We start from the raw sequence: 26,481 nt of genomic DNA, 5'->3' as shown, positions 1-26,481 counted from the left end.
GGGCTACAACCGCCTCTTATTAAGATCAGATCTGTCATACATGGAGATTCGTAACAACAATCTTTCCGTTAGCGTCATTTCTCTCCATTAGAAGATGGGCCTCATGAATTTGATTTAGGGTGAATACTTGGGCAATAGGAACTTGTATATCATGCTTCTCGATGTGATTAAACAGCTCCATAAGCAAATCTTCTTTAATGGTTTCACTCGTAAAGGTCGTAAAATAAACCCCTGCTGGAATATCAACCAGCGGTTCAAAGTTATCCATTTCCCACTCGTTCCCTAATATTCCCGACATACATAGAATGCCGTCTTCCGAAACAAAAGTCAAAGATTGTTTCAGTGTAACCGTACCTACTAGCTCTAATACTTTATTTACTCCGCTCGGAGCTATGGCAAATAGCTGTTCGCTTATATGTTGGTCATCCAGCAGCACGTAATCCGAGCCCATCTGCCGAAGATATTCTGCTTTGCCTTTGTTTCTGGTCGTCGATATGACAGTTGCCCCAACACTTTTGGCCAGTTGCAATGCCGCCAGCCCTACGGAACTAGTGCCGCCACAGATTAGTAGCGTTTCACCTTTAATTAACTTTAAAGAAGCATTTCCATATCATTCTCTATGGGATAGACTTGATTGGAAGGTATAAGCGCATACTCCGCATAACTGCCATCAAATTCACGCCCCAGCCCACCCATTAGCGAGACAACACGCTGCCCCTTTTGATAATGGCTATCAGAGGGAGCTTCAATTTCACCCACACACTCAATCCCAATAATTCGAGGAAGTTTTACGGATGGGGAATGTCCTTGTCTCGTATACATCTCTGATCGGTTAATACCAAATGCTTTAATTTTAACCAGAACCCAACCTGGCTTCACTTCAGGAATTGGCACTTCTCGGACCACTAAATCCTCAGGTGCACCTGGTTTTTCCAACACAACTGCTTTCATACCGCAATCTCTCCTCACAAACAACCCATCCATCTAAATATCAAACCATTTTTCAATACGAATTAATAACACATTAGCACCGACCGCTAACCCCGCGGACAACAAACTCCCCCAAAGTATCTTGTATATATTCATCGTTCGAAGTCCATCATATAAAATATTGCCTAGCCCGCCTGCGTTGATGAATGCTGCGATCGTTGCTATACCAATTGTAGATACAACAGCAAGTCGTAAGCCGGTAAAGAGTGCTCGCTTAGACAGCGGCAGTCTCACTTGATAAAGAACTTGCCACTTCGTCATCCCGATGCCGATTGCCGCTTCTATGATCGAGGGTTCAACTTCATTAAGTCCTGCGATAAAATTGCGAAGCAATATATATTGGTTGTACATGACTAAAGCCGTGATAGCTGTTACTTTACCTAAGCCTGTAACTGGAATCAATAAAGCTAAAAGCGCCAGACTCGGGATCGAATAAATCACCGAGAATAATTGGAATTAGCACGTACGATAAGATTTTCGAGGACATGGCAGCAATCGTGAAAATTGAAGAAAGAACGATTGAAATGAGTATCGTTACAACTAACATCTCCAAATGCTCCAGTAAAGCGATGCCTAATTTATCAAAATGATTAACTGCATAATCGATCAAACGAACCCCTCCCAGAAACGCTCTTGCTTTCTTTCTCGTACACTTTTTCTAAAGCAGGGATTCCATCTTCTCGTTGGTCAACTTCACCTTGTGATGCGAATCTAAGTTCACTTGCATGTTTTTGTAGGTCCGAAATCGTGGTAATGCCAAGCTTTTTCGAAACATCTGTCCGGATAACAAGTCCTGCCCCATCATTAGCTTGTGAGTAATTCAGCCAAGTAACTTGAAATTGTTTTTCATACTCAGCCTTCACTGTTGTATAACCTTCATCAGGATTAGTCATCAAACTCATCTTTAAAATAGTTAGCCCCGTTCCCGTATATTCGGGATACAAATCAATTTCATTGTTTACTAGCGATGTATGAATGACGGAACCAGCAATATTAGGAACTCGTTTAACCTGATATCCGACATCTTCCAAAGCTAATGCGTACAATTCTCCAACAATCAAATTCTCAGTAAAATCTTTTGTCCCGACACGAATCGTTGTGCTATTACTTGTATTTGAATCAGCGCTCTTATTGCCACATGCAATCAGCGTCATTGTGAGTACCAGTACTGCTGCGGCTGCAGCAAATGTTTTTATCCCGATTTTCATTACTTTCTCCTACTTTCTAATACATTTATATTTGAACATAGATCTTTCTGCCAGCCCGATAAATAGGCCAGCTGCAATAGAGAGAACTGCAACCGAAATCCCACCAATCAATAGTAAATCCATTCGATTAAGTCCCAGGCCCGTAAATATAATACCTCCAAGTCCACCTGCACCGATCTTGGCAGCCAAAGTTGCACTTGCTATGATTTCAATCATTGCTGTTTTGATTCCAGTCACTATGGTTGGCGCGGCTAAAGGGAACTTAACTTTCCACAAAATTTGCCTCTCCGACATACCAACTCCATAAGCAGCTTCAAGTAAGAATGGAGAAACGCCTTCCAAACCCGTAACTGTAGTCATAAGAATAGGCGGAATCGCGAGTAATATGAGCGCTATCAAAGCTGGTTTAATGCCTGTTCCCATGATTGGGATCAATAGCAAAAGAATAGCCAAACTTGGAACAATGCGAAGGATCTGAAATACCGATACGATCCACCTTTCGTATTTTTTATGTTGGGCACAAACATATCCGCTATAAATCCCAATTAATGTAGAGAACAATAAGGCGATTAAACTAATCTCTATATGCTCTTTAAAAGAAATCAGATAATCATTTGTGTTATTTGTAAAATAGTCCATAAATTTAATCCATAAGTTACTGCTCAAATGGTTCCCCCCTTTCCATATGATTGCGATGGATTTATAATAAATTCTATAGAGTCATTTGGAAAGTAGGCACCTTTTTATCATATAGGAACCTTTAAGTAACTAATGGAGGGTATACATAATGATTTCAAAAAAAGAACTTCCACATTGCCCCGTGGCTACAACGGTCGGGTTAATCGGAAACAAATGGAAATTACTCATTCTAAGAGACTTGCTGACAGGAGCTAAGCGATTTGGTGAATTGCGCAAAGGGCTGCCTGAGCTTAGTCAAAAGGTATTAACGCAAAATTTGCGTTCAATGGAAGAAGACGGAGTGATCATCCGGGAGGTTTTTGCTGAAGTACCACCGAGAGTGGAGTATCAGTTAAGTGATTTGGGAAATTCATTACGACCCATAATTGGTGTTATGGAAGTCTGGGGGTTAAATTATCAAAAAGTCATAAAAGAAGAAACCGAGCTAACGAAAGAGGTGGACCTTGTTTAATTGGATCGCAAATAAAACGTCCCCGACTCGACCGTCCTGAGAAGGATGGGTCAAGTTGGGGACGTTCTTCTTTTTTAAACAATGATTCGAACTGGAACTTTATTCTGGATATGAGGAGACTCTAAACCATTCTGCATCAATATATCCTTTACTTTTACCATTATCCAATCTAGCGGCGAACAGACCACATTTTGCGCCAACCCAATGTCCTTTTGATGCTTGAACACGCGGGGTGTCCATCAGTTGGAATTCATCTCCATCATCGCTATACTTGAAGGAACAGTATCCGCCATCTTCAACCAGAACTTGCAGATACAATGAATACGTATTTATTTGTTTCGTCCATAGTTGACGTTCCCCATTGGCATCGCCAGTCATTGCCACAAGCTCAAACCAATCACCCGCAGAGTCTGAGTACACTGTTCGATGAATCCCGATATACATATATTGATACCCAAAGACAATTAGCCCTGCGCGTTCCCCACTCTTCAGTCCACTGGCATCCAGCTTAACAGTAGCTACAAACGCAGGAGCCGGAAATTTCTGCAGCAGCAAATGTGGCGCATGGTACAAACTAGGAGTACCGGCAGGCAAAGCTTCGGCAAACAATCTCAATGAGCCTGGCCTTTCTTCCAGTGAATACCATCGTTGCAACGGATTAGCCTGCCATTGCCATTGCAGTCCTAATTGGCTTTTATCAAACTCATCCGAGCTAACTGGCACCTCAATCGGAAACTGTTTCCCAACATCCGGCTTGTTCCATTGAAGCCCTGGCTCTCCAATACCATCCTTATTGATATCCTTCCCCATCAATGGCCAATCTTCAACCCACTCCACCGGCTGTAGGTGCATGATTCGACCGTAGGCATCGCGATCTTGGAAATGCATAAACCAAGATTCACCAGATTCCAATTCCACCCAACCACCTTGATGCGGCCCATTAACGGAAGTGTTCCCTTGATGAAGTACAACACGCTCTTCATATGGACCGAACACGTTCTTTGACCTAAACACAGTTTGCCAACCCGTTTCAACACCACCCGCAGGCGCAAAAATATAATAAGTACCGTTTCTCTTATACATTTTTGGCCCTTCCAATGTGGGGTGCTTATCAGGGTTATCGTACACAATCGTTCCTTCATCTAAAAGCCGCTTACCGTCGGGAGACATCCTGCATATTCTGAGCTTATGCTTAATCCCGGCGCGGCTGCCCGCAAAGGCATGCACCAAGTATGCTTGGCCGTCATCGTCCCAGAATGGACACGTGTCGATCAGCCCTTTACCGGCTTGAACCAAATGAGGTGTCGACCATTCTCCTGCCGGGTCATCCGTTGTACTCATGAAAATACCAACATCAGGGTCTCCGTAAAATACCCAATATTTACCGTCGTGATATCTAATACTCGGTGCCCAGACCCCCTTCCCGTGCTGAGGCAATTCGTAATCAGGAAGGTCCATACGTTTAATCACATGGTTAATAAGCCGCCAATTAATAAGATCTTTGGAGTGAAGAATCGGTAACCCAGGGATATGGCCGAAACTTGAAGCCGTCATATAGAAATCCTGACCAACGCAAATCACATCGGGATCGGAATAGTCTGCGTAAAGAACGGGATTAAAGAAGGTTCCGTCCCCCTGATCGGATACCCATGGCTCCAGCTTCAATGTGCTGTTATCCGTATTATTCATTCGTTTATCCCCTTTCAGCATCGAACTTCTAAAAGAAAGTGAGGTGAACCCAAGTCGCGTTGAGCTCACTTCACTAACCAGCCTTGCTTAGCGTTTCAAATAACGGTCATAAGCCGCTTGCTGCACTTTCGTAACGTCATCCAGTCCCATTTTATTAATTTTGGCGACAAAATCGTCGAATTTATCGATAGGCTCGTTGCCATAAATGAACTTGTCGAACATTTCATCCTTAAACGTACTGATTTCGGTATATTTGGCGTTGATGATTTCCCGTTCTTCCGGCGTGTAGGACAGGTACTCTTTTGGGAATCGATCTGTTACGAATTTGGCAGCATCATCCCTTTTCTTAACAACATCCGCGGATTGTGAAGCGTTCTCGTACCGAATATCCAATTTGGATACGAAGTGCAAGCGACCTAACGCTTTGATCACACTTCCAGCGGCCAGCTTCGGATCTTTGACAACCTTATCTGTATACTGAGGCTGTCCATTCACCATCGTATACGTATCTCCTTCAATTCCGAAGTTATATGAGAGCTGTCCTTCCTGGCTGTAGAACCAATCTGCCCATTTAATGAGCTGATCGATATTCTTCGATTTTGCACTGATAGCAATCCCTGTTGTTGCAATAGGAAGCTGCTGATTCTTTGTATATTGCTTACCGTCGGCACTTTTGAGCGGATTGATGATCGACATATTTACGTCTTTATTAACTTGTTGAATAGATTTATTGAAATAATCCTGACGAGCAAAAACATCCCAAGTCATTCCTGATACTTGCGTGGACAGCCGCTGATCCCAAATTTTTGTATCATTAGTGCCATACTCGTTATCAATCAGTTTCTCTTTATACAGCTTGTTTAAATAGGCAAGGGCACTTTTTAACTTTGGATTCGTATATGTGAAACCTACCTTGCCGTTTTCAACAATAAAATCTTCATCCAACGAAACACCGAAAGGTTCGATAAATCCATTCAAGCCTGCCTTTTTATTTCTTGTAGTGAAAGGAATCTCATCTGCTTTACCGTTTCCATTGGGATCTTGTTCCTTAAACGCTTTCAAAACGTTATACATCTCATCCATCGTTTGAGGCTGCTTCAAGCTTAGCTTATCGAGCCAATCTTGACGTAGCAAGAAGGTGTTATTGGTTTTAACGGCCAAGAAGTGCGGAAGATAATAAATTTTACCACCGTCTGTCTTTAGAGCACGGGCATAAGCAGGATTGCTATCCAGTAGCTTCTTGAGATTAGGCATTTTATCCAAATATTTATCAATCGATAAAAAAGTCCCTGCCTCACCACCTTTGTTCAGCATATCTCCTGGACTTTCCATAAGGTCGGGAACATCCCCTGAAGCGATGGTGAGATTAAATTTCTCTTTGTATTGATCAGCATTTTCAGGTCCAGCTATCCAGTCAAACTGCACACCTGTATGCTTCGTAAATTCCTTTACCCACGGCATATCATTGTTCATCGGAGCTCCGGGATCGTTTTGCACCATAAATCGGACCGTGACCGGTTTATTCGGTGTGACCGCCGAACTCTCGCTCGGCTGCGTTGAACTACTTCCTGCGGCTTCTTTTTCACCCGAGCAGCCTGCGAGTATTCCTATTAAGGCTGTCATGGAAAGTGCGGCAGGTACCATCCATGTTCTTTTCTTCGTTCTAATTGACATTGAAAACCCTCCTTATTAAATGTATATCATTTATCTATCAAAGGCCAATGCCTGTGACCACAATGAGAATGTGTTACCCTTTAACCGATCCTACCATTGCACCTTGTACGAAATATTTCTGAACGAAAGGATATACCACCAAAATAGGCAGAGTTGCAGCCATAATCGTTGCATATTTCACGGTTTCTCCCCTTAGCGCCCGCTCCGTAGCATCCGTTCCTCCCAGTACTGAATCCGTATCATTCATAATGACAATGTCGCGCAGGAGCAACTGAATAGGCTGCATCGATTTGGAGCTTAGATAAAGCATAGCTGGAAAGAAGCTGTTCCACTGCGCAACCGCATAAAAGAGTGCAATTGTCGCCAAAGAAGGCAATGAAAGGGGAAGTACAATTCTCAGCAAAATTTGGATATGCGAGCATCCATCAATTCTTGCCGCTTCCTCCAGTTCTTGTGGAATCGCTTCGAAAAAAGTGCGCATGATGAAAACATAAAAGGAAGTTACGGCACCTGGAATAATAATGGCCCATATGGAATCCCTCATGCCGAGAGCATTGACGACAAGGAACGCTGGAATAATGCCGCCTGAGAATAACATTGGCAGAAGAATAACGGTTGTAAATGCTTTTCTACCCCACATATTTCTCCTTGATAATGGGTAAGCGGCTAACACTGTCAAAGTGATGCTAACCAGTGTTCCCGTAATCGTGTACACGACCGTATTGAGATAGGATCTTCCCAGCATCGGAAATTCAAATACAAGTTGATAAGCCTTCCAGTTAAAACCTTTTGGGAATATCGTAATTTTCCCCTGCTGGATATAGATGGGCTCACTTAAAGAGGATGCTAAAATATTTAGAAAAGGGTACAGCGTCAATACGACGACAGCGATCATGATGCCTGCATTTATGATATTGAAACTTACTCTCCCCACGGTTAAGCGTTGATTTGGCATGAACTGTATCCTCCCTTACCACATGCTAGTTTCAGAGTACTTCCTGGCGAGACGATTTGCCGAAACGATCAAGATCAGCCCAATAATCGATTGGAATAGTCCGATGGCACTAGCAAAGCTGTAACTGGAATCGATGATTCCTTTACGGTATACATAAGTATTAATTACATCTGCTGTAGCGTACGTAGTCGGATTATACAGAAGTAGAATCAGCTCATATCCGACCTCGAGCATATGGCCTATCTTAAGGAGCAGCAAGATGATGATCGTCGAAGCAATGCCAGGAATCGTAATATGAATCGTCTGCTTCCACCGGCTTGCTCCATCGACCATCGCAGCTTCGTACAATTCGCTGTTGATGCCAGTCAATGCTGCAAAATATAAAATGGCGGACCAACCAATTGTTTGCCAGCTATCTATGCTTGTGTAGATCCATTTGAAGTATTCCGGCTTCATTAAGAAATGAATTCGCTCCATTCCAAACGATGCGATCATATTGTTAAACATCCCCACACTAGGCGATAAGAACGTAACGGCCATGCTGGCCACGATAACCGTAGAGACAAAATGGGGCAGGTAGCTAACCGTTTGCACAGTTCTTTTCACTACACGGCTGCGGACCTCGTTAATGAGAAGCGCGAACACAATAGGCGCAGGGAACACAAATAATAAATTCATTAGGTTAAGCAATAACGTGTTTTTCAACAACCTAAGAAAATAAACAGATTCAAAAAACGCGACGAAATGCTTTACCCCCACGAAGTGGCTGTTCGCGAACCCTTTAAAAATATCGTAATCAAGAAAAGATAATACAATGGCTCCCAGCATCGGCACATATTTGAAGAGAGCATAATACACAAGGACAGGTATAAACATCAAATAGAGGTGATACTCGTTCAGCAGACGTTTCTTTAATTTCTTTCTGCTTATTCCGCTTACTTTAGGTCTTGATTTCGCGACATCAACTGCGGCATTCTCGATGTTCATAGGCATCCCCTTTCTAGCCGAATTCAATGTTCCAGCTCATGCCCCTATTATGTCCTCTGCCCTCCTCTTCCGTAAATCGATCATTCTTTCACAGCATCGTTCTAAAATCAGGAAGGATCGTCTTTTTTTAGGATCAATCCTTAGATTTTGCGTTTATACGAAAAAACCGGCCCCTGCTATGGCAGGAACCGGTAATATCCGTGGTACGATTAAGGTAAAGAACGATATTGACCTGGCGTTACTCCTTCATGTTTCTTAAATACTTTAATGAATGTGTTTGCATTAACGAAGCCAACTTTTTCCGCAATTTCATGTACGGGCTCTTCCGTACTTTTCAAAACCATTTTCGCCTGTTCGATTCTGCGAATATTCACGAAATCCACAAACTTCACTCCTGTTATTTCTTTAAACTTACTGCTGAGATAAGTCGGTGACATCTTAAGCTCGTTCCCTAGCTGGGGAAGCGATAATTCCTCATGATAATGTTGCTCGACATATTCGCGAATATTGGCTAACAACTTCTCATATTGATTCTCTGTACGATCTTGAATATAGTGTTGAATAGCTTCAAATGCTTGAATTAATACTTGCCGTTTCGCATCCACCGTATCGCTGTTATCGATATCGGAATATAATCTGGAGTCTGAACCAAGCACCTGCTCCATGGTTGCTCCGATCTCGTAAATCGTACGTACAGCAGTCCCGGCCAGTGCTCTAAACAATTGTTGAATGAGCTCGGGCGAGGATGACTCCGTACTGAGATTACTCGATAGAATGCGATCAAGTGATTTACGAGACTCAGTAATGTCAGACGTTTTCAGTTGATTAATCAACTGTTTCTCCATGTCCAAGGAATAGTTCAAGATGGTTTGTGGATTGACAGGCACCTCGTCTACAAATATGATTTCACCTTGACCTTTTACAATTTTATAACGCAGCGCACGCAAAGCTTCCAAGTAGGAATGCGGAATATTGGGATAGGTGTCGTATGCTCTTCCGATGCCTACTGTGAACTTTTTGTTATACAGCCTTTCAAAAGTAGCATTCACGTGATGAGCAAACTCAAATATTTTCTCGGGATCGCTCGTCTCCATGTCCATATTCACGATAACCACAATCATATTGTTATGTTTGGGTACATAATGAATCGATAAACCGATTGCTGCAAATCTTATGAAAGCCTCATCAAAAGCTTCCATGATCGTCTCGCCGCTGCTAACAATTTGGTCAAGAGAGAAATCCGTGGTCTCAAAAACGATGAGTTGAAAGGCTGGGAATGGCAATTCTAGCTGAATGGAAGTCGTCGTTTCCTCCCAATTCGCCGAGTGGGCTCTGCCTTCAATCAGGTCGTTCAAGAATTTTTGGCGGAGTGCCGGCACCTGTTTTTCAAAGGTATTCTTAAGACTTTCATAACGGTGATGTACCGTATCGATCAATTGATTGATGAAAACTAATTCATTCTGCTTGTTGTTACGATTCGGACTTATTCTGCCACCAACGCCGACCACATTGATATATTGAATAATGCGGTTGATCGGTTCGTAAATTCTCCTCGTCAGCATGTAGGATACGATAAGGCCGCAGGCTAGACAAATTAGAACAGCAACAAGCGTAATACTTTGAATTCGACGGGATTTCTCGGTAATGGTCGTAATCGGTACCATACTTATATAGCGCCAGTCATTCACATTAGACGAAGTGTATACGACAAGATACTCCATCCCATTAGCAATATGAATATGAAGGGCGCCAGGATTTTGCTGTTTGTCATTCATTGTGTTTATTGTTGTTTTCAGTATTTCCCCTAGTTTCTCATCATTGGTTTCCTTGAACCGATTGTTCTTTAGCACAATATTCCCCAAAGAATCCGTTACAAAAACACCTGTATCGTCTCCAAGCTTAGAGCTATTGATTCCGTTTAAAAACGCAGAAACATCCACACTTGTATAAATGACACCTCGAAAAACCGTCTCTTCAATGGGAGCCGGCCTACCGAACAGCAGTTGCGGCTTATCGTTAACCGTCACCGTCCCTAAATAGGAGACGCCAAACTGACTGCGGTTTTGTTTAAACTCATTGCTATTAGGTTGAAAGGGGACTATGCTGTTGTAAAAAAAATTCTTCTCATATTTAGCATCGTTGCTAATCGTGAAGGGCTCTCTCGTAGGATCTAGCCAAAGGTTAGCAACTAACGGATTCGAAAGTTTCACACTGCTAAGATATTTTACCAATTCCGCATAAAGCGGTTCATTATTGGTTTCTCCAGTGGAGGATTGATATATCGCCCGACGTGTATTCGGTTGCAAGGCAATTTGCTGCATCATGCTTTCCAGCACTAAGATTTCTTTATCTGTGTTATCCCTAGCCTGCTCCAAATAAACACTGCTCGAGTGTTCAGATACTTCGATAAGCAGCGATGATGAAGTCAAATAAGAAATGCCGCCCACTGTAACAATCGAAATCAAAATAACAACATTCAATATGAGCAGCCATTTAACGAAAATACTGTGTTGGCGAAAAAAAGCTAAACTTTTAGGTAACATCGGCAGAACCTCTTCTCTCTTAGATTCCATTATACAGCGGACTGCAACCGATACCTAAAGGAAAAGAAAGGAGAGTGGATTTCTCACTCTCCCGTGAAGGCGCATAGGTTATTCAATCGATAAAGATCGTTTGCTTTGGCTGCATGTGAACGACAATGATATTCCCATCAAGTTGGTAGGCAACTAAGTTTCCTTTTGAATCCGTAATATTCAACTGTTTAACCGAGTTGAGGCGTATAGGGCAGCTTCCTTCAATATCCGCTGTAATTGATGCTTTCTTAAGCTTCCCTTCCTTCCATTCGATATCGACCTCATACCCGCCTCTAGCCCGTAAGCCACGAACGAAACCTTGCTTCCAGCGGGAAGGAAGCGCAGGCAGCAGATGCAGTTCGCCACGATGGCTTTGCAACAGCATCTCAGCGATACCGGCTGTCCCCCCAAAATTGCCGTCGATTTGAAAAGGAGGGTGATTATCAAACAGGTTAGGCAGGGTTGAGTGCCGCAACAGCTCCTCGATATGATGATAGGCTTCGTCTCCATCCAGAAGCCTTGCCCAGAAATTTATAATCCAGGCACGACTCCAGCCTGTGTGTCCCCCGCCATTATGAAGTCTTCGCTCTAACGTTACTTTGGCAGCGGCGGCAAGCTCAGGTGTTGTGTTCGGACTTATTTTCGTCCCGGGATGTAAGGCGAATAGATGGGAAATATGCCGATGACCTGGTTCATCTTCCTCATAATCTTCGAGCCACTCTTGAATTTGACCGAATCTGCCAATGCGGGTTTCGGGCATCCGATTCATGATGATCTTGAGCTCATGACGAAATGATTCGTCCACGCTAAGTACTTGGGCTGCAGCGATACAACCTTCGAACAGCTCCGTCAAAATTTGAGCATCCATTGCAGGTCCATAGCACAGTGTTCCCGTTTCCCCTCCTGGCAGTATATACCGATTTTCTGGCGATACGGAAGGAGCCGTCACCAACACACCTTCCGGCGATTTCGTGAGAAAATCGACAAAAAATAGCGCTGCCTCTTTCATTGTTTCATAAGCCTGAGCTAAGAAGGATCTGTCCTGTGTAAACAAATAGTGATCCCATAAATGCAGACATAACCAGGCCGCACCCAGCGTCCAATACGTTGATGGGGGATAAATATCCTGTGGGGCGGTATCAGCCCAAATGTCCGTATTGTGATGAGCCACAAAGCCACGACAACCATACATGACCGAAGCGGTCTTTCTGCCCGGTTCTCTCATTCGCTCAATCAGGTCGAACAAAGGAACATGGCATTCTGACAGATTGCATATTTCTGCGTGCCAATAATTCATTTGAGTATTGATGTTAATGGTAAACTTGCTGTCCCAGGGGGGAAGCATTTCGTCATTCCAAATTCCTTGAAGGTTCGCAGGCAGGCTGCCTTGCCTGCTGCTGGCAATCAGCAAATATCTGCCAAACTGAAAATACAAACCGATTAGTCCCAAGTCATCATGGCCTTGCTTCATTCGCTCCAATCGTTCAGGTGTAGAAAGTGCGGATTCCATATCCATATCCTCATACTGTAAGTGTAGAGCAACTCGTTGGAACAACTGACTATGATCGGCAGTATGGCGAGCCAACAATTCCATGTAGGATAGAGACGAAACGAGATCCAACATCTGCTGACAAGCTTGCTCTGTATTTGTATAACGAAACGTTGTAGCCACAGTAACTCTGAATTCCACGCTTCCAGCGCCTTCTACAACCAAATGCTCGCCGATGGTTTTCAACGCTCCTTTATCCGCATGTGCTTGTACCATAACAGCATAGTCACTGCCACCCGTGCCATAACAGCTATTTAGCATTACAAGACTGTTATTTCCTCGTTTGCCCGTATAATCTACATATTTCCCCTTTTTCCTATCGAAGCGAACATGCAGCGACATTCCCTCTGGGCACTCCGTTTCCAACCGAATAACAAGGAGGCCGTCTGAGTAACTGGCAAATGCTTCACGTTTATAATGATAACCATGCTGCATATATGACGTAACTGCAACCCCACGCTCCATATCCAAATGTCTGGTATATTGCGTCACTTCACCTTCCGCGTCCGCAGTTATCAGCAAATCACCTGCTGGCATATAATGCCTTTGGCTGCTTGGCGTACCAGAAAATGCGGTTTCGGCCAATTGATGCGCTTCCTTCAGTTTACCTTCAAAGAGCAAGCCTCGAATGACTGACAGATGTTTTAACGCATCCGGATTATTCCGGTCTTGGGGTCCCCCGTACCAAATAGAATCTTCGTTTATTTGAATTCTTTCTTTCAAAGGATCTCCGAAAATCATTGCCCCAATTCGACCATTACCAATAGGAATAGCTTCATTCCAATTTTTGGCAGGCTGCTTAAACCATATAAGATTATCCATGTTCATCTCCATAATAAATGATTGATTACTGATTCCCTTAGTATAAGCAGCATCAGCTGCAATCCTCAATCGTTGATTATTACGATTCATCGTTCTTTATTTAGAAAACCATGACAAGTTCGAGTTGAAACAAGTTTAATGTGGCGTCTTGCTCCGCATAAGAAATAAACAAAAACAAGCCCTCCCTGTTGGGTAAAGAGCTTGTCTTTCTTATGAAATCACATCCTCCAATCGACAATTCGGCGACGTTCCAAGCTTTCGCTGCAGCAAATTGGGTTCGTGTTCCTTTATTTCTCCAATATCCCTTATGTCTGGGCATAACCCGGCACCATCAAATTAGGAGTTCCATCCTCATTCCAGAACAATTTCTGAACTCGTGTATGCCGATTCGGATCTGTGAGTGCACTGCCTTGTAACCCTTTGTAAGGTCGTGAATGATAGACGAGAATGTCATCCATACCATCTTCCGTAACCGTAAAGCTATTGTGGCCCGGCCCATATTCGCTTGCAGCTTCATTGCTGACAAAAACAGGCTCTGCACACTTTTCCCAAGAATATGGATCTAGCAAATTGCTTGTGTCCTCAGCCGTAAGCAGGCCCATACAATAGCGCTCATCCGTTGCGCTGGCGGAATAATATAGAAAGATTCTGCCATGCCTTTTAAGAATAGAAGGTCCTTCATTCACATTGTATAATTGCCTTTCCCACTCATAAGTTGGCGATGACAGCAGCACTTGCTGCCCGGAAATTGTCCAAGGATTGCTCATTTCCGCTATATACAAGTTGGAATTCTCCGCTGCATACTGCGCCCAAACCAAATATCTTTTACCTTGGTGCTCAAAAGTTGTCGCATCAAGTGTAAAACTTTCAAAATTCATCTCAATTTTCCCTTTTTCCAACCAAACACCCGTTATGGGGTTCGCCTCTTTGCATTCCAGCACATACTGCCGAATGGCCCACTTATCTTCCGCCGCTCCAGCGGCGAAGTATATATACCAAGCGCCATCAATGAAGTGAAGCTCTGGTGCCCATATATGATTGCCCATTTCTCCAGTCTCATGCTTATACCAAATGACAGTCTCTTCTGCAGTGGGGAGATCGACGATCCTTTCAGCTCTTCTCAATACGATCCTATCATATTCAGGAACAGATCCTGTAAAATAATAGTAGCCGTCCGTGTGCTTCCATATATAAGGGTCTGCACGATATAGAATGAACGGACTAGGATAACTACTCTGTTCTAAGTGATTGCTTTTATCCATTTTCATTTCAACATCCCTCCTACATTAACCCCGATCATCATTTGTTTTGAAACGGAATACCGTAATCGATTGCTTCGGAAACTCATATTGAAAGCTGCTGCCCCAGCCATCGAAAGTTGTATGCTTCGGCGAGACCTTCAATGGCTCTTCAAAGCTATTCTCATCGGAAAGCAAATAGCCGGCCATTTCAAATATTTCCCCCGCGACGGAGTTACTAGGAAATTCATCCAACACGACTTCTACATTCGTGCTCTGGTCTCTTACATTCACTACTTTCAAAATAATATCTCCCGTTGCTAACTCAACTGTAGACGAATAATAAAGTGGTTCAATCAGCGGTAACTTATCTTCCGTTTTGTTAATCAGATCACCATCGATAAATGCTCGTATCTTCCTGCCCACTACTTCCAATGTCAGAGTGTATTCTTTGTTCGACTCAACCGCAAACATGCTTTGGGTTAAAATTGAGTTCCTGCCCGCTACTTTTGAGCCGATTAAGGAATCCTGATTCTGCCACCCTCCAATTTCCCACGATAAGTGAGTATGATCATCTATTTTACCAAAATTGATGATCAACCCTCTGTCTCCACCAGTTCGAACAGCTTTGCAAGTTAATGTGAAGTTACTCCACTGCGTTAGCCCCAAGTCCAACTCTGACGGCAACTCCGCATGGAATGCCGGATCTGCAATCTCATTGTTTAGATCATGGAGCATTTTCATTTCCCCCGTCAGTTTGTTAAGCAACTTCATTTCTGTAATAAGAAAGGAAGAACGATTGGCTTTAAAGGTGATGTTTCCCTCAATCGGTTTATCTGTTATCCCTTCAGGTAATGGAAGACCGATTGCCTCTGTCTGAAGCAATTGATCCCCTTGATGAATCATAAATAACTTCTGTACATAATAATTAGGCGTTCCGAACACTTCATGATTGTTAAACCAGATCATATCCGGCTTCCAGTTTACATAGTCTACGTTACAAAGTGTTGGAGCATAGCAGGCCAAGCCTACCGCATGCGCATTCTTCTCCAGACCTGTCATAAAAGCCGCTTCCACCAACGCGTTGTAGTAGGTATTGCCAATCGAAGCATATTCCCCCAGGAACACCTTAGGATCATCCGATTTAAAATCATCATAGCGATGGTAGTTGGCTAGGAACCATTCAGGCGACTGATAATAATGCTCGTCAACGAGGTCGGAGCCATGTTCTCTGGCTGATTCCCATCCTCGTTCATATTCACCGCCAGCGGCAAATGGCCCACTCGAATTAATAATCTTCATCTCGGGGTACTTTTCCTTAATTGCACGATGGAAATAAGCATATCGTTCAAAGAAAGGCTCACCTACCTCTTCGTTGCCTATCGCGATGTATGCCAGACCAAAGGGTTCTGGATGACCTAACTCTGCTCGAATGGCACCCCAAACTGAGGAAACATCACCGCAGGCAAACTCAATTAAATCAAGTGCATCGTCAATCCACGGACCTAGTTCCTCAATCGGAACAATCCGATGATGGTGTGGGTCATACCCGCCAGGCAGCACTGGAATAGGCTTCGCTCCAATATCTTCGCAAAACAGAAAATATTCATAATAACCTAACCCCAAGGTTTGATTGTATTGCCAGTTGTTCCTTCTTGCTGGCCTTTGAACAAGGTCGCCAATTGTATTCTTCCAGCGGTACATGGAGTTCCTATCCTCTGGATTCAAGGAACCGTCATGCACGAGACATCCTCCTGGAAACCGCATGAATTTGGGCTTCATATCCGCCAGCAAGGCAGCGATATCCGCACGCAGACCGTTGGAACGATGATTGAATGTTTTCTCCGGGAATAAAGAGACCATATCCAGGTAGAGCTTTCCTTTACCTTTCGTGAGAATGACCAACCGACCGTTGTGACTTGTTGCTCGCGCAGTCAGCCTTGCCTCGTATTTGGTCCATTCGGTTGCATTCACTGCAATGAGCGTTTCTGCATACATAGTGCCATCATTATCTTCAATCGAGATGGAAACCGGTACATCGGAGTCGATGTCTCTCCTCGCATACATCGAAAACACGTAGCTTTCCCCTTGCCGAACCGAAACCCCGCTATTGAAGCCCAGGTTCATGAGGCCAACTCCTGCCCCCTCGGACAAGACCTCAATCGAAGCATAATGCTTGTTTCTTGGATGAAGAGGATAGGTATCTTCTACCTTCAGATCAGCACTGCCGCCACCTCGCTCCACCTTCTCCCATGCTGTCAAAGCATGATAATCTTTCCGATCGATGGGGTCAAATTCGAATGATCTATTATGAACTAGCTCAGCGTAGAGCCCTCCGTCAGCAGCATGATTCAGATCCTCAAAAAATATGCCGAACAAATCTCCTGTAAGCGCGCCTTTCCTTTGGGTGTGAACTCGTAATGTGCCTTGGACTTCTGACATAACTAGTAATCATCCTTTCAATAAGAAACCTACTGTAAGTAATACTATAGCCTGCCGTATAGGTCAGAACAATAAACTATCACAACCAAAAACTGATTTATTGTGCTATAATTATTTTTGAAATCCTTAAACATACTTATATTTTAAGAACAAATACAAATAAAAGCTGATCAATGATCTTGTGGTGATAAACGATGATACAACTAATTACTTGTGGTTATAGCTTCATTCATGAAAATGGCATCGTTATTGATAGGCCGAATGGATCCGGTGATTACGCATTTGTGTTGTTTAAGAGCAGCACAGAGATTGTTATTCATGGCAAATTACATACGACCCAGAAGAACACCTATATTTTAATGAAACCTCATACTCCGCACCTCTACGGACATTTAGAAAAGCCGTTTATTAATGATTGGTTTCATTGTTCCGGTCATGGGATGGAGTCGTTCCTTACCGAAATTGACTTTCCGTTGGACACGCCAGTACAGGCTGATGATACGCTGTTAATCTCCAAATGTATTATGGATATGAGTAATCTTGTTAGACAGAATTCTCCTTTGAAAGAGAGGATCTTAGACTGCGAACTTCAATCATTCTTTATGAAGCTCGTCAACTTGCGAAACCAGTCTGCCGTCCATGAAAATAAGAGCCAGTATCTGCTTCCGTTCACCAAACTGCGCAACCAATTATATAGCTCACCTAATTCTATCTATACCGTAGATAAGCTCGCTTCCAGCGTAAATTTAAGTAAATCTTATTTTCAACATATTTATAAAGAATTGTTCGGTTGCTCCATCATCATGGATCTCATTAACGCTAGGCTGGAATATGCCAAATACCTTCTTACGAATAGCAACACATCTATAAATCTGATTTCGAGAATGTGCGGGTACGAGAACGACACCCATTTTATGCGACAGTTTAAGAAATTTGTCGGTGTTACACCCAGTCAATATAAACGCAAATAATAGGTTTCTCAGAAGGTAGACTATCCAGTCTACCTTCTTTTTTTAGACGATAAGTCAGTTAACTACCACGATAGTTTATTGCTCCGCTCATTGAAGTCACCTATACTGTACTATAACCCTTCCGATCTCAGGAAAAATCGCATTAAGGAGTGTTCCAATTGTCAGTACATAATAATCGATATGCAGGCTATCTTTTGGTTCATTTTATCGGAGAACAGCCGAACGGTGAACAAGTCTATTTTTCCTATAGCGATGACGGTTTGCACTGGAAGGACCTGAACGCGGGTCAGCCAGTACTGTGTTCCGAGTTGGGGGAGAAAGGCGTGCGGGACCCCTTTATCGTACGGTCACCCAAGGAGAACAAATTTTACCTGATCGCCACGGATCTCCGTATTGCAAATGGGAAAGGATGGAGTTCTGCCGTCAATGATGGAAGTCGCGATATCATTGTCTGGGAATCCACCGACCTTGTGCGTTGGACATCCCCTTGGTCCGTTACAGTTGGAGTGCCTGGAGCTGGCTGTGTTTGGGCACCGGAAGCCATTTATGACGAAGCCTCCGGCGATTTTCTTGTATTCTGGGCCTCCGCAACGCAGGAACTGCAGGAGGAAGATAGGAAACAAAAAATCTTCAGTGCGCGCACCAAGGATTTCCGCAGTTTCACGGCGACCGAAAAGTACATCGAACGTGAAAACCACATCATCGATACGACAATCATTGCCTATAACGGGTGCTATTACCGATATTCTAAGGATGAAACGACGAAGAATATCCGGGTTGAAAAAGGCAGCTCGCTAGATAAGGAATCTTTTACGGGTCTGAATGCTCCTGCTTTAGAAGAAATGCTAGGCGTAGAGGGGCCTCAAATATTTAAGTTTAACGACCGGGATGAATGGTGCCTCATTGTGGACCGCTTTGCGGAAGGTAAAGGTTATCTTCCCCTTCTGACCTCCGATTTGGATAGCGGTGAATTCCGGGTTCTGCAGGACGGGGAGTTCAACCTCGGTACATCCAAAAAACGTCATGGCGGAGTCATGCCGATTACTTTTGAAGAGTGCAGCCGTCTTCTTGCGGCATTCGGAGACGGTCATCAGGTATTGCCCGGACAATTCGCGGACCCGGATCTTGTGAAGTTTGGCGACCGATATTACCTATATCCTACAACAGATGGCTTCGATGGTTGGTCAGGCACGCAATTTCGTGCGTTTTCCTCGGCAGACCTGAAGAATTGGCAGGATGAAGGTGTGATTTTGGATCTTGCGACAGAGGATGTCCCGTGGAGCGTCGGTTCCGCTTGGGCACCTGCCATCGCCTTCAGGGACGGCAACTATTATTATTACTTCTGCGGAAAAACAGAAAGCGGAAGCCACTCTATTGGTGTTGCAGTTGCCGAGACGCCAGTGGGCCCGTTTCGCGCACAGCCTGAGTCTCTTATTTCGATGGAACAAATGAAGCGTTTGGGGATCCCCATGTCCCTGACCATTGACCCCTCCATTTATATAGAGGACGACGGCACCGCTTACTTGTTGTTCGGAAACGGAAATCCTACCATCGTTCGACTCGGTGATGATATGGTCAGTGTCGCCGAGGACACGATGAGAAGTGTGGCTGGTCTGCACGACTTCCGAGAAGCCGTGACTGTTCTCAAGCGTGGAGGGCTATATCACTTCACCTGGTCATGTGATGATACTGGCAGTGAAGATTACCACGTGAATTATGGCACCGCGGAGCACTTGTACGGCCCCGTCACTTATCGATACCCGGTTCTAGTCAAAAATAAAGAAAAAGATATGCTCGGCACCGCACATCATTCGATTCTCCAAGAGCCTGGCACCGATCAGTACTGGATTGCCTACCATCGGTTTGTTACACCGCTATCCCGATTCACACAAGGCAAAGGCTTCCACCGCGAAGTGTGTATAGACCCGCTAACATTCGGCGAAGACGGTCTTATGCAGCCGGTACAGCTGTAGAACCAATACGAATTAATAAGGATGAACGGTAAACAAATCAGCCAGTCAGCCAGCACAGCGCTACCGCTTCTCTCCTTGCTGTATATGTACACTAAAAAGATCGCCGTTCTCACTGCGTACAGTGGGACGGCGATCTTCTCTTTATTTTCGGCTATACAATAACGGATTTAAGTCAGAAGCTGCGAGATCCCCCGGTTGTTTGCCCGGAAACCATCTTTTTAAATCACTCTCACGCGCTTTACTATCCGGCTCCGCAATACGCAATCCATCGGCATAATAAATGACCGTCATGACTTTACGCATCGTGTCCGTCGGATTCCCAGGTGCGCTGTGCAGCGTCCATCCAGCATGGAACGTAGCATCTCCCGCGGCCATCGCGCCGTGAGACTTCGTCTCAAAGCCTTTCCCCTCGATATAACCTGCCAACGTACGATGAGATTCATCGGAGATGACCATCTTATTAATGTAGCCCATATGTTGAGATTCGGATGCAAACGTCATCGAACCTACCGCCTCAGAGATCGGGACAAGCGGCATCCACATCGTAATCGTTTTGTCTGTATCCAGCGGCCAGTAAATTTGATCTTGATGCCAAGGCGTATGACCACCATGCGGCTCCTTATACAAGGCTTGATCATGATACATGCGCACGCCGTCAACGCCCATTAAATCAGCGGCAATTTTGGCAAAGCGCTTTGCAAACACAAAACGGCGGATTTCTTCACTATGCTCCCACAAATTTGAAATCTGAATAAACGCCTTTCCGTACGTATCTCGCTGATCCAGTGGTTTATCTTGGTTATTTAAAGATTTCACCCAGTTCGTAATGATTGGCTCATAAGCATTAATCTCAGCGTCACTTGCCACCTCTCGAAGAACGATATGACCATCCCGCTGGTAGCACGCTGTTTGCTCTTGTGATAACTCATAGCTGTCGTCAATTGTAGGTAGTTCATGGATTCGATTCGCTTCTTGATTACTCATGCGCTATGCACCTCAATTTGTCTATTTATAGCTTTATTATACGACCCAATATCCATATATTCTTTGTCAAACCAGGTTATTGATTTGTCAAAAACAACTGGATTAGATATGTCATCTTGCACTACAATAAGAGGTGGATGCCTGAATCGATGTCAGCAAGGCATCCTGATCAGCAACAGAAAGAGAGGATCATCCATGCTACAAGAATTGTTGAAATCACAGCCTATTGTCCCCTATATCAGGGAGTCAGACTTTGCTGTCCGAAAGCCTTGGAATTACCCAGAGCGAAGACTTCTTGATTATTTATTGGTATACATCCAAGAAGGCACCTGCTGTTTCTGGGTCGATCATCAGAAGTATTTGTTTTACCCAGGTCAATTCTGTCTCGTCCAACCAGGCAGCCTGCTTACCTTGGAGGGTCTGACGAGCACGATCACACCTTATGTACATTTTGATATCGCCTATAATCCTGATCGAGAAGACAGCTTTCCCACACGACCAGGGCAAATCGATTTATCCGCGTACAGCCATTTTATGCAGCCTACGATGCATGAGCTATTCGGCATCAAAGTTCCCGTACAGCTTCAGCCGCAGAATCCTACCCTTTTAAAACAAAAACTCTTACAGACTATTGAGCTTGTCCATGTGCCTAATCCACTTACCCAATTGAGAACACAACAGCTCATGATAGACATTTCCCTTTCTATTTTGGAACCGTATCAACGCGATGTCCCTTCACTAGCTCCATCCTTAAACTGGATCACCTCCTATATTTCGAATCATTTAAGTGATCCCCTTTCAGTTCAGGACATGGCGAATCGTGCTAATCTATCTGTTTCTAGGTTCAGCTTCCTCTTCAAGCAACGTTACGGCACTTCTCCGCACCAATACTTACTACAGATGCGCATTCATCATGCCAAGGAATTACTTACCAATACAGAGCTCAGTCTGGAATCCATCTCCGACTATTGTGGCTTTGCTGATTTGCATCATTTTTCTAAAATATTCAAACAACGCACTGGCACAACGCCCGGCGAGCATCGCAAAACAACAAAAAATCCCTCCAACCGATAATCGCTATCGGAAGAAGGGATTTTTCATGTCATTAACTATTTCCCAGGAAATAGAATAGGGTGCTAGTAGACTAGTCGAAGTAAACAGCTTTACCTGTTTTCGCAGACTCATAAATGGCTTCCAAAATCTCAGATACCACGCAAGCTTGCTCTGGCGTTACAACTGGATCTGTATCGTTCTCTATCGCCTCAATCCATAATCTCATTTCTAGATCTGAGGCAACTTCTGCCTTTCCATCGTAAAAAGCAACGCCGCCCGCCTTCAATTCCACTTCTGTCGTGAACAATCGACTGTGCTTCTCGCCGTTAATGCGAAGGCCGTTTTTCATATCAGCGCCACCTTCCGTTCCGGAAAGCGAACATTTTGCTTCATCAACTTCAAGCGTGTTCAATGCCCAGCTTGATTCAAGAATAATCGTTGCACCATTTTTCATCGTAATCATGCCAAATGCGGAATCTTCCACCGTGAACTTGGCCGGATCCCAAGGACCCCAAGCATTCGCTGCGTTTTCGCGCCCAGAAAGCTTGTGATAAGAAGTTCCCAATACAACCGCTGGCTCGTAGTTATTCATCATCCACATTGTCAAATCCAATGCATGCGTACCGATATCGATCAACGGGCCTCCGCCTTGTTTCTCTTCATCGAGGAACACACCCCAAGTAGGTACTGCGCGGCGGCGAATCGCATGTGCCTTCGCGAAGTAAATTTCGCCAAGCTCACCTTCAGAGCAAAGCTTATGTAAATGTTGGCTATCACCACGGAAGCGGTTATTGTAGCCGACAGTTAGCTTTTTGCCAGTACGTTTCGCTGCTTCAACCATACGTCTCGCATCCTCTGCTGTTTTCGCCATCGGCTTCTCAGACATCACATGCTTACCAGCTTCCAAAGCAGCAATCGTAATTTCCGCGTGGGAATCATTCGGCGTACACACATGTACGATATCGATAGAGCTATCTTTCAATACCTCACGATAATCTTCATAAACGCGAGCTTCTCCCTTACCGTACTTCGCAGCAGCTTCCTGCGCTTTCTCCGAAATGATATCGCAGAATGCTACCATTTCTACATTGTCCAATTTGCTTAGACTAGGCATGTGTTTGCCATTAGCAATCCCTCCACACCCAATAATCGCGATCCGATACGTCGTTGACATGATGTTCCTCCTCTATAATGATCTTGCAAATTCTTCTAAGTGACAGTACTCGTATGTACAGACTAATTATACCCAATACCACCGTTAATAAAATTCCCGATTTTGCGGTGATTGTATGCAATTGTGTTATCTCAATAATTAAACGCTCGAATGTTTGCTCCAATTGATGGGGAAGGTTGCTGAGAAGGTTGCTGAAATTGTTGGAGTTGCAAAGTAACTATGTCAAACAATCCCTGCCACAGTACTTAACTGGAAAAAATACAGCTAGCCCCCTAAATAAAAAAAAGCACGGCTACTGACTAATCAGCATCCATGCGACTTACTTTTTAATCATCGTGGCCACGAGCTTGTACCCAACGCCGCGTATCGAATCAATCTGAACCGATTGCTGATTCATTTCCAGCTTCTTGCGCAATGAACTCACATGCACATCAACCGTACGCTGGCCCCCAATATAGTCGAAGCCCCACACGATATTCATGAGATCATCTCGCGTAACAACGACACCTGGTCGCTGAACCAGATACAGCAGAACCTCAAACTCCTTAGGCCGCAACGGAATCGACTCGCCACCTAGCACAACTTCATATTTCTCAGGATAAATGTAAAGCTCACCAGCCTGAATGACTTTCTCATTCGATTTGGCCATATCCGCAGCGGCTTCATCCGATTGCGTACGTCGCAAGACAGCCGCCACACGCGCAAGCAGTTCGGCCACTCCAAATGGCTTCGTAATATAATCATCGGCCCCATGCTTCAAGCCTTGTACGACTTCATCTTCTGCATTACGAGCCGTCAGGATAATGACAGGCGTTCGATTTCCTTTCTGCCTAAGCTTAGCCAACACCTCAAAGCCACTTAGCCCCGGCAGCATAATATCCAAGATAATCAAATCATACGACTGCTGTAATGCCTCCTGCAGACCATCTCCACCATGATCAATCACTTTCGTCTCATAGGCTTCCTGCGAAAGATTATAAGATAACAATCGAGCCAATGTCGGCTCATCTTCAATTACAAGTATCTTTTGTGCCATGGGATCCCCCGCATTTACAGTTTATTAACATTGCACAACCCCAGTGTATCACACAAATGTAAAGGCATTGTAAAGCCTTCGTCATCACGGTGTAAATCCGCAAATATATTTTCCAATTTTTAATGAATCACAGGTAGTTCAATAATAAACTTCGTGCCAACCCCAACTTCACTTTCAACGCGAATCGTCCCTTTATGCATTTCCACTAGATGCTTAACGATGGATAACCCCAGCCCTGTTCCGCCTGAGCTTCGGGATCGCGCTTTATCTACGCGGTAGAACCGTTCAAAAATACGCGGCAAATCCTTTTTCGGTATCCCCATCCCCGTATCCGAAACAATGATTCGCAGTCGCTCATAATCTCCGTCAACATTGATATCCAAGGGTTCTACACGAAGCCTGACTTTTCCGCCATCTTGTGTATAGGCAATTCCATTGGACAGCAAATTAATGATGATTTGTCGCAATCGATCCTCATCCGCTTCAATATACATGTCATCCTCAACCGTCATGCTGAGCTCGATATGCTTCTTCTCGGCTTCTTTCCGCAATACACTAAGTGATCTTTCTACGAATTCAGGCAAATAAACAGGAGAGAAATTCATCGGAATCCGCTTCGATTCAATCTTCGAAAGCTCCAGAATATCCCCAATTAATCGGTTCAACCGTTCACTCTCATCAAAAATAATTTGCAGAAACGACACTGCCGTCTCCTTATCATTCAACGCGCCTGCCAGCAACGTCTCCGCAAAGCCTTTCACTGCCGCAATCGGTGTTTTCAGCTCATGGGACACATTCGCCACGAACTCACTGCGCATTCGTTCTAATCTGCGAACCGCCGTGATATCGTGTAGGACAATAAGCACGCCTGACCATTCCTCATCCTCATGAGCGATAGGACTTAAGTGAATATCTAGAATACGTTCAGCCGGGTAATAGAACATCATCTCATCCGAAATCGGTTCCTGAAGCTCAATGCATTCTTGAATCATCTTCGTGAAATCATATTGTTGCTTCGCTTCATTATATTTCTTCCCTAATAACTCTTGGGATGAAAAGCCCAGAATAGCTTCAGCCGAAGGGTTGAGCAGCATAATCCGCTCTTCACGGTCAATCATCATGATGCCGCTCATCATATTTTCCATGACGCCTTGCAGTCTGCGTTCATTTTCTTGGATGCGCGCCATTTGCCCTTGCAAGCTTTCGGACATCCGATTAATCGCTTGCCCAAGCTGCCCCACCTCATCATTACGGTAAGCGGGGACTCGAGATTCATAATTCAAATTCGTGATTTGCTGTGCGACCTTGGTCATTCGCTCAATCGGGCGTGTTATCCCTTTGGCAATGCGATAGCTGACAATACCTGCAATAACAAAGAGGATCGCAAGTCCTGAAATAAGGAAATACCAGAGACTACGAATGGAGTCATCAACTTGGGCTAAGCTCAATGAAATACGTAAATATCCAATTGTATGCTTCGCTTCATTTTTAACCGGAATAGCCGCATATAGCATGTTCTCCTTCAGCGTGTCACTATACCGTGTCGTATAACCGATGCCATCCTTCGCTGCTGCCGTGATTTCTGGTCTTGTTAGATGGTTATCCATCTGCTCAGGCAATTGATCAGAGTCACCGAGTACCTTGCCATCCCCACGTATATACGTCAATCTCTCCGTAGTCGCGTCTTTGAGCCGGTGGGCTTGGGCCGTATAGTACTTATATAATTCAGCTTCCGTCCCTTGATAATCCCATACACCACTCGAAGCAATCACGTGAAGCTCTCGCTCCATATTTTCTTGTAATGAATTCACATGCGAACTCTCGAGAACCTTTGCCATGAAAATACCGGCAACCAACATCGAGCATCCAATTAATAAGATTAAAATCAGGGTTAACTTTGCACGAAATTTCGTCATGGATGCATGAACCTCCAACAGGGTTGTGTGCCGATGTCGTCTATAACATATAGAAAAAGGGCTACTCTAAATAGTAACCCTAATTTCTATTGCTATT

The 26,481-nt window shown here is 44.2% G+C and carries 23 protein-coding genes; 4 read left to right on the top strand and 19 right to left on the bottom strand.

Annotated elements, in window-relative coordinates; translation table 11 throughout:
• Window positions 1–34: 34 nt before the first annotated feature.
• From ASG89_RS37130 to ASG89_RS09920, 6 genes are all read right to left on the bottom strand, one after another.
• A complete protein-coding gene (locus ASG89_RS37130; RefSeq protein WP_200963458.1) occupies window positions 35–529 on the bottom strand; it encodes a zinc-binding dehydrogenase in 495 nt (164 codons plus the stop codon).
• Between the two features lie 62 nt (window positions 530–591).
• Window positions 592–951 (bottom strand): alcohol dehydrogenase catalytic domain-containing protein, encoded by a 360-nt coding sequence (locus ASG89_RS37125; protein ID WP_200963456.1) that lies wholly within the window; start codon window positions 949–951, stop codon window positions 592–594.
• Between the two features lie 33 nt (window positions 952–984).
• Complete coding sequence (locus tag ASG89_RS09930; protein WP_235549690.1) at window positions 985–1,392, bottom strand: ABC transporter permease; 408 nt, start codon at window positions 1,390–1,392, stop codon at window positions 985–987.
• Window positions 1,367–1,600: a hypothetical protein gene (locus ASG89_RS37120; RefSeq protein ID WP_200963452.1), complete on the bottom strand. Its 234-nt coding sequence runs from the start codon at window positions 1,598–1,600 to the stop codon at window positions 1,367–1,369. The genes ASG89_RS09930 and ASG89_RS37120 overlap by 26 nt, the downstream gene beginning before the upstream one ends.
• A complete protein-coding gene (locus ASG89_RS09925; protein WP_082592951.1) occupies window positions 1,581–2,198 on the bottom strand; it encodes a glycine betaine ABC transporter substrate-binding protein in 618 nt (205 codons plus the stop codon). The genes ASG89_RS37120 and ASG89_RS09925 overlap by 20 nt, the downstream gene beginning before the upstream one ends.
• 9 nt (window positions 2,199–2,207) lie before the next feature.
• Window positions 2,208–2,864: an ABC transporter permease gene (locus ASG89_RS09920; RefSeq protein WP_057310427.1), complete on the bottom strand. Its 657-nt coding sequence runs from the start codon at window positions 2,862–2,864 to the stop codon at window positions 2,208–2,210.
• Between the two features lie 121 nt (window positions 2,865–2,985).
• Between ASG89_RS09920 and ASG89_RS09915 the strand changes: the two genes are divergently transcribed.
• The gene (locus ASG89_RS09915; RefSeq protein WP_057310426.1) at window positions 2,986–3,348 is read left to right on the top strand and encodes a winged helix-turn-helix transcriptional regulator; all 363 of its coding nucleotides are present in this window, start codon (window positions 2,986–2,988) and stop codon (window positions 3,346–3,348) included.
• A gap of 99 nt (window positions 3,349–3,447) precedes the next feature.
• Here ASG89_RS09915 and ASG89_RS09910 read toward each other — a convergent pair whose 3' ends face one another.
• From ASG89_RS09910 to ASG89_RS09870, 9 genes are all read right to left on the bottom strand, one after another.
• Window positions 3,448–5,037 (bottom strand): glycoside hydrolase 43 family protein, encoded by a 1,590-nt coding sequence (locus ASG89_RS09910; protein ID WP_057310425.1) that lies wholly within the window; start codon window positions 5,035–5,037, stop codon window positions 3,448–3,450.
• Window positions 5,038–5,124: 87 nt separating this feature from the next.
• Window positions 5,125–6,711: an extracellular solute-binding protein gene (locus ASG89_RS09905; RefSeq protein WP_057310424.1), complete on the bottom strand. Its 1,587-nt coding sequence runs from the start codon at window positions 6,709–6,711 to the stop codon at window positions 5,125–5,127.
• Window positions 6,712–6,784: 73 nt separating this feature from the next.
• Complete coding sequence (locus ASG89_RS09900; protein WP_057310423.1) at window positions 6,785–7,666, bottom strand: carbohydrate ABC transporter permease; 882 nt, start codon at window positions 7,664–7,666, stop codon at window positions 6,785–6,787.
• 15 nt (window positions 7,667–7,681) lie between these two features.
• A complete protein-coding gene (locus ASG89_RS09895) occupies window positions 7,682–8,653 on the bottom strand; it encodes an ABC transporter permease (protein ID WP_057310422.1) in 972 nt (323 codons plus the stop codon).
• A 209-nt stretch (window positions 8,654–8,862) separates the two neighbouring features.
• Complete coding sequence (locus ASG89_RS09890; protein WP_057310421.1) at window positions 8,863–11,196, bottom strand: helix-turn-helix domain-containing protein; 2,334 nt, start codon at window positions 11,194–11,196, stop codon at window positions 8,863–8,865.
• Window positions 11,197–11,308: 112 nt separating this feature from the next.
• Window positions 11,309–13,597, bottom strand: coding sequence for a glycosyl hydrolase family 95 catalytic domain-containing protein (locus tag ASG89_RS09885; RefSeq protein ID WP_235549689.1), 2,289 nt, complete (start codon window positions 13,595–13,597; stop codon window positions 11,309–11,311).
• A gap of 100 nt (window positions 13,598–13,697) precedes the next feature.
• The gene (locus tag ASG89_RS37580; RefSeq protein WP_057310420.1) at window positions 13,698–13,916 is read right to left on the bottom strand and encodes a hypothetical protein; all 219 of its coding nucleotides are present in this window, start codon (window positions 13,914–13,916) and stop codon (window positions 13,698–13,700) included.
• Complete coding sequence (locus ASG89_RS09875) at window positions 13,903–14,865, bottom strand: family 43 glycosylhydrolase (RefSeq protein ID WP_082592949.1); 963 nt, start codon at window positions 14,863–14,865, stop codon at window positions 13,903–13,905. The genes ASG89_RS37580 and ASG89_RS09875 overlap by 14 nt, the downstream gene beginning before the upstream one ends.
• 18 nt (window positions 14,866–14,883) lie before the next feature.
• Window positions 14,884–17,277 carry an alpha-L-arabinofuranosidase C-terminal domain-containing protein gene (locus ASG89_RS09870; protein ID WP_057310419.1) on the bottom strand — a complete coding sequence of 798 codons (2,394 nt, stop codon included), beginning with the start codon at window positions 17,275–17,277 and terminating at the stop codon, window positions 14,884–14,886.
• A gap of 194 nt (window positions 17,278–17,471) precedes the next feature.
• Between ASG89_RS09870 and ASG89_RS09865 the strand changes: the two genes are divergently transcribed.
• Together ASG89_RS09865 and ASG89_RS09860 are read left to right on the top strand one after the other, a co-directional pair.
• Window positions 17,472–18,248: a helix-turn-helix domain-containing protein gene (locus tag ASG89_RS09865; protein ID WP_057310418.1), complete on the top strand. Its 777-nt coding sequence runs from the start codon at window positions 17,472–17,474 to the stop codon at window positions 18,246–18,248.
• A gap of 158 nt (window positions 18,249–18,406) precedes the next feature.
• Window positions 18,407–20,221 carry a family 43 glycosylhydrolase gene (locus ASG89_RS09860; RefSeq protein WP_057310417.1) on the top strand — a complete coding sequence of 605 codons (1,815 nt, stop codon included), beginning with the start codon at window positions 18,407–18,409 and terminating at the stop codon, window positions 20,219–20,221.
• A 141-nt stretch (window positions 20,222–20,362) separates the two neighbouring features.
• Here the strand turns inward: ASG89_RS09860 and ASG89_RS09855 are convergent, their stop codons facing one another.
• Window positions 20,363–21,205, bottom strand: coding sequence for a phytanoyl-CoA dioxygenase family protein (locus ASG89_RS09855; RefSeq protein ID WP_057310416.1), 843 nt, complete (start codon window positions 21,203–21,205; stop codon window positions 20,363–20,365).
• Between the two features lie 195 nt (window positions 21,206–21,400).
• On the opposite strand from ASG89_RS09855, the gene ASG89_RS09850 reads away from it, so the two are divergent.
• Window positions 21,401–22,279: a helix-turn-helix domain-containing protein gene (locus tag ASG89_RS09850; protein WP_057310415.1), complete on the top strand. Its 879-nt coding sequence runs from the start codon at window positions 21,401–21,403 to the stop codon at window positions 22,277–22,279.
• Window positions 22,280–22,349: 70 nt separating this feature from the next.
• Here the strand turns inward: ASG89_RS09850 and ASG89_RS09845 are convergent, their stop codons facing one another.
• The 3 genes from ASG89_RS09845 to pnpS all read right to left on the bottom strand — a co-directional run bounded on the left by ASG89_RS09845 (window position 22,350) and on the right by pnpS (window position 26,384).
• Entirely contained in the window at window positions 22,350–23,432 is a 1,083-nt protein-coding gene (locus tag ASG89_RS09845; protein ID WP_057310414.1) for a Gfo/Idh/MocA family protein, read from the bottom strand.
• Between the two features lie 319 nt (window positions 23,433–23,751).
• A complete protein-coding gene (locus ASG89_RS09840; protein ID WP_057310413.1) occupies window positions 23,752–24,468 on the bottom strand; it encodes a response regulator transcription factor in 717 nt (238 codons plus the stop codon).
• 119 nt (window positions 24,469–24,587) lie between these two features.
• Entirely contained in the window at window positions 24,588–26,384 is a 1,797-nt protein-coding gene (pnpS, locus tag ASG89_RS09835; RefSeq protein WP_057310412.1) for a two-component system histidine kinase PnpS, read from the bottom strand.
• Window positions 26,385–26,481: the final 97 nt, after the last annotated feature.

The sequence above is a fragment of the Paenibacillus sp. Soil766 genome, from assembly GCF_001428105.1.
GTDB lineage: Bacteria > Bacillota > Bacilli > Paenibacillales > NBRC-103111 > Paenibacillus_E.
This window is presented reverse-complemented; position numbering and strand designations above follow the sequence as displayed.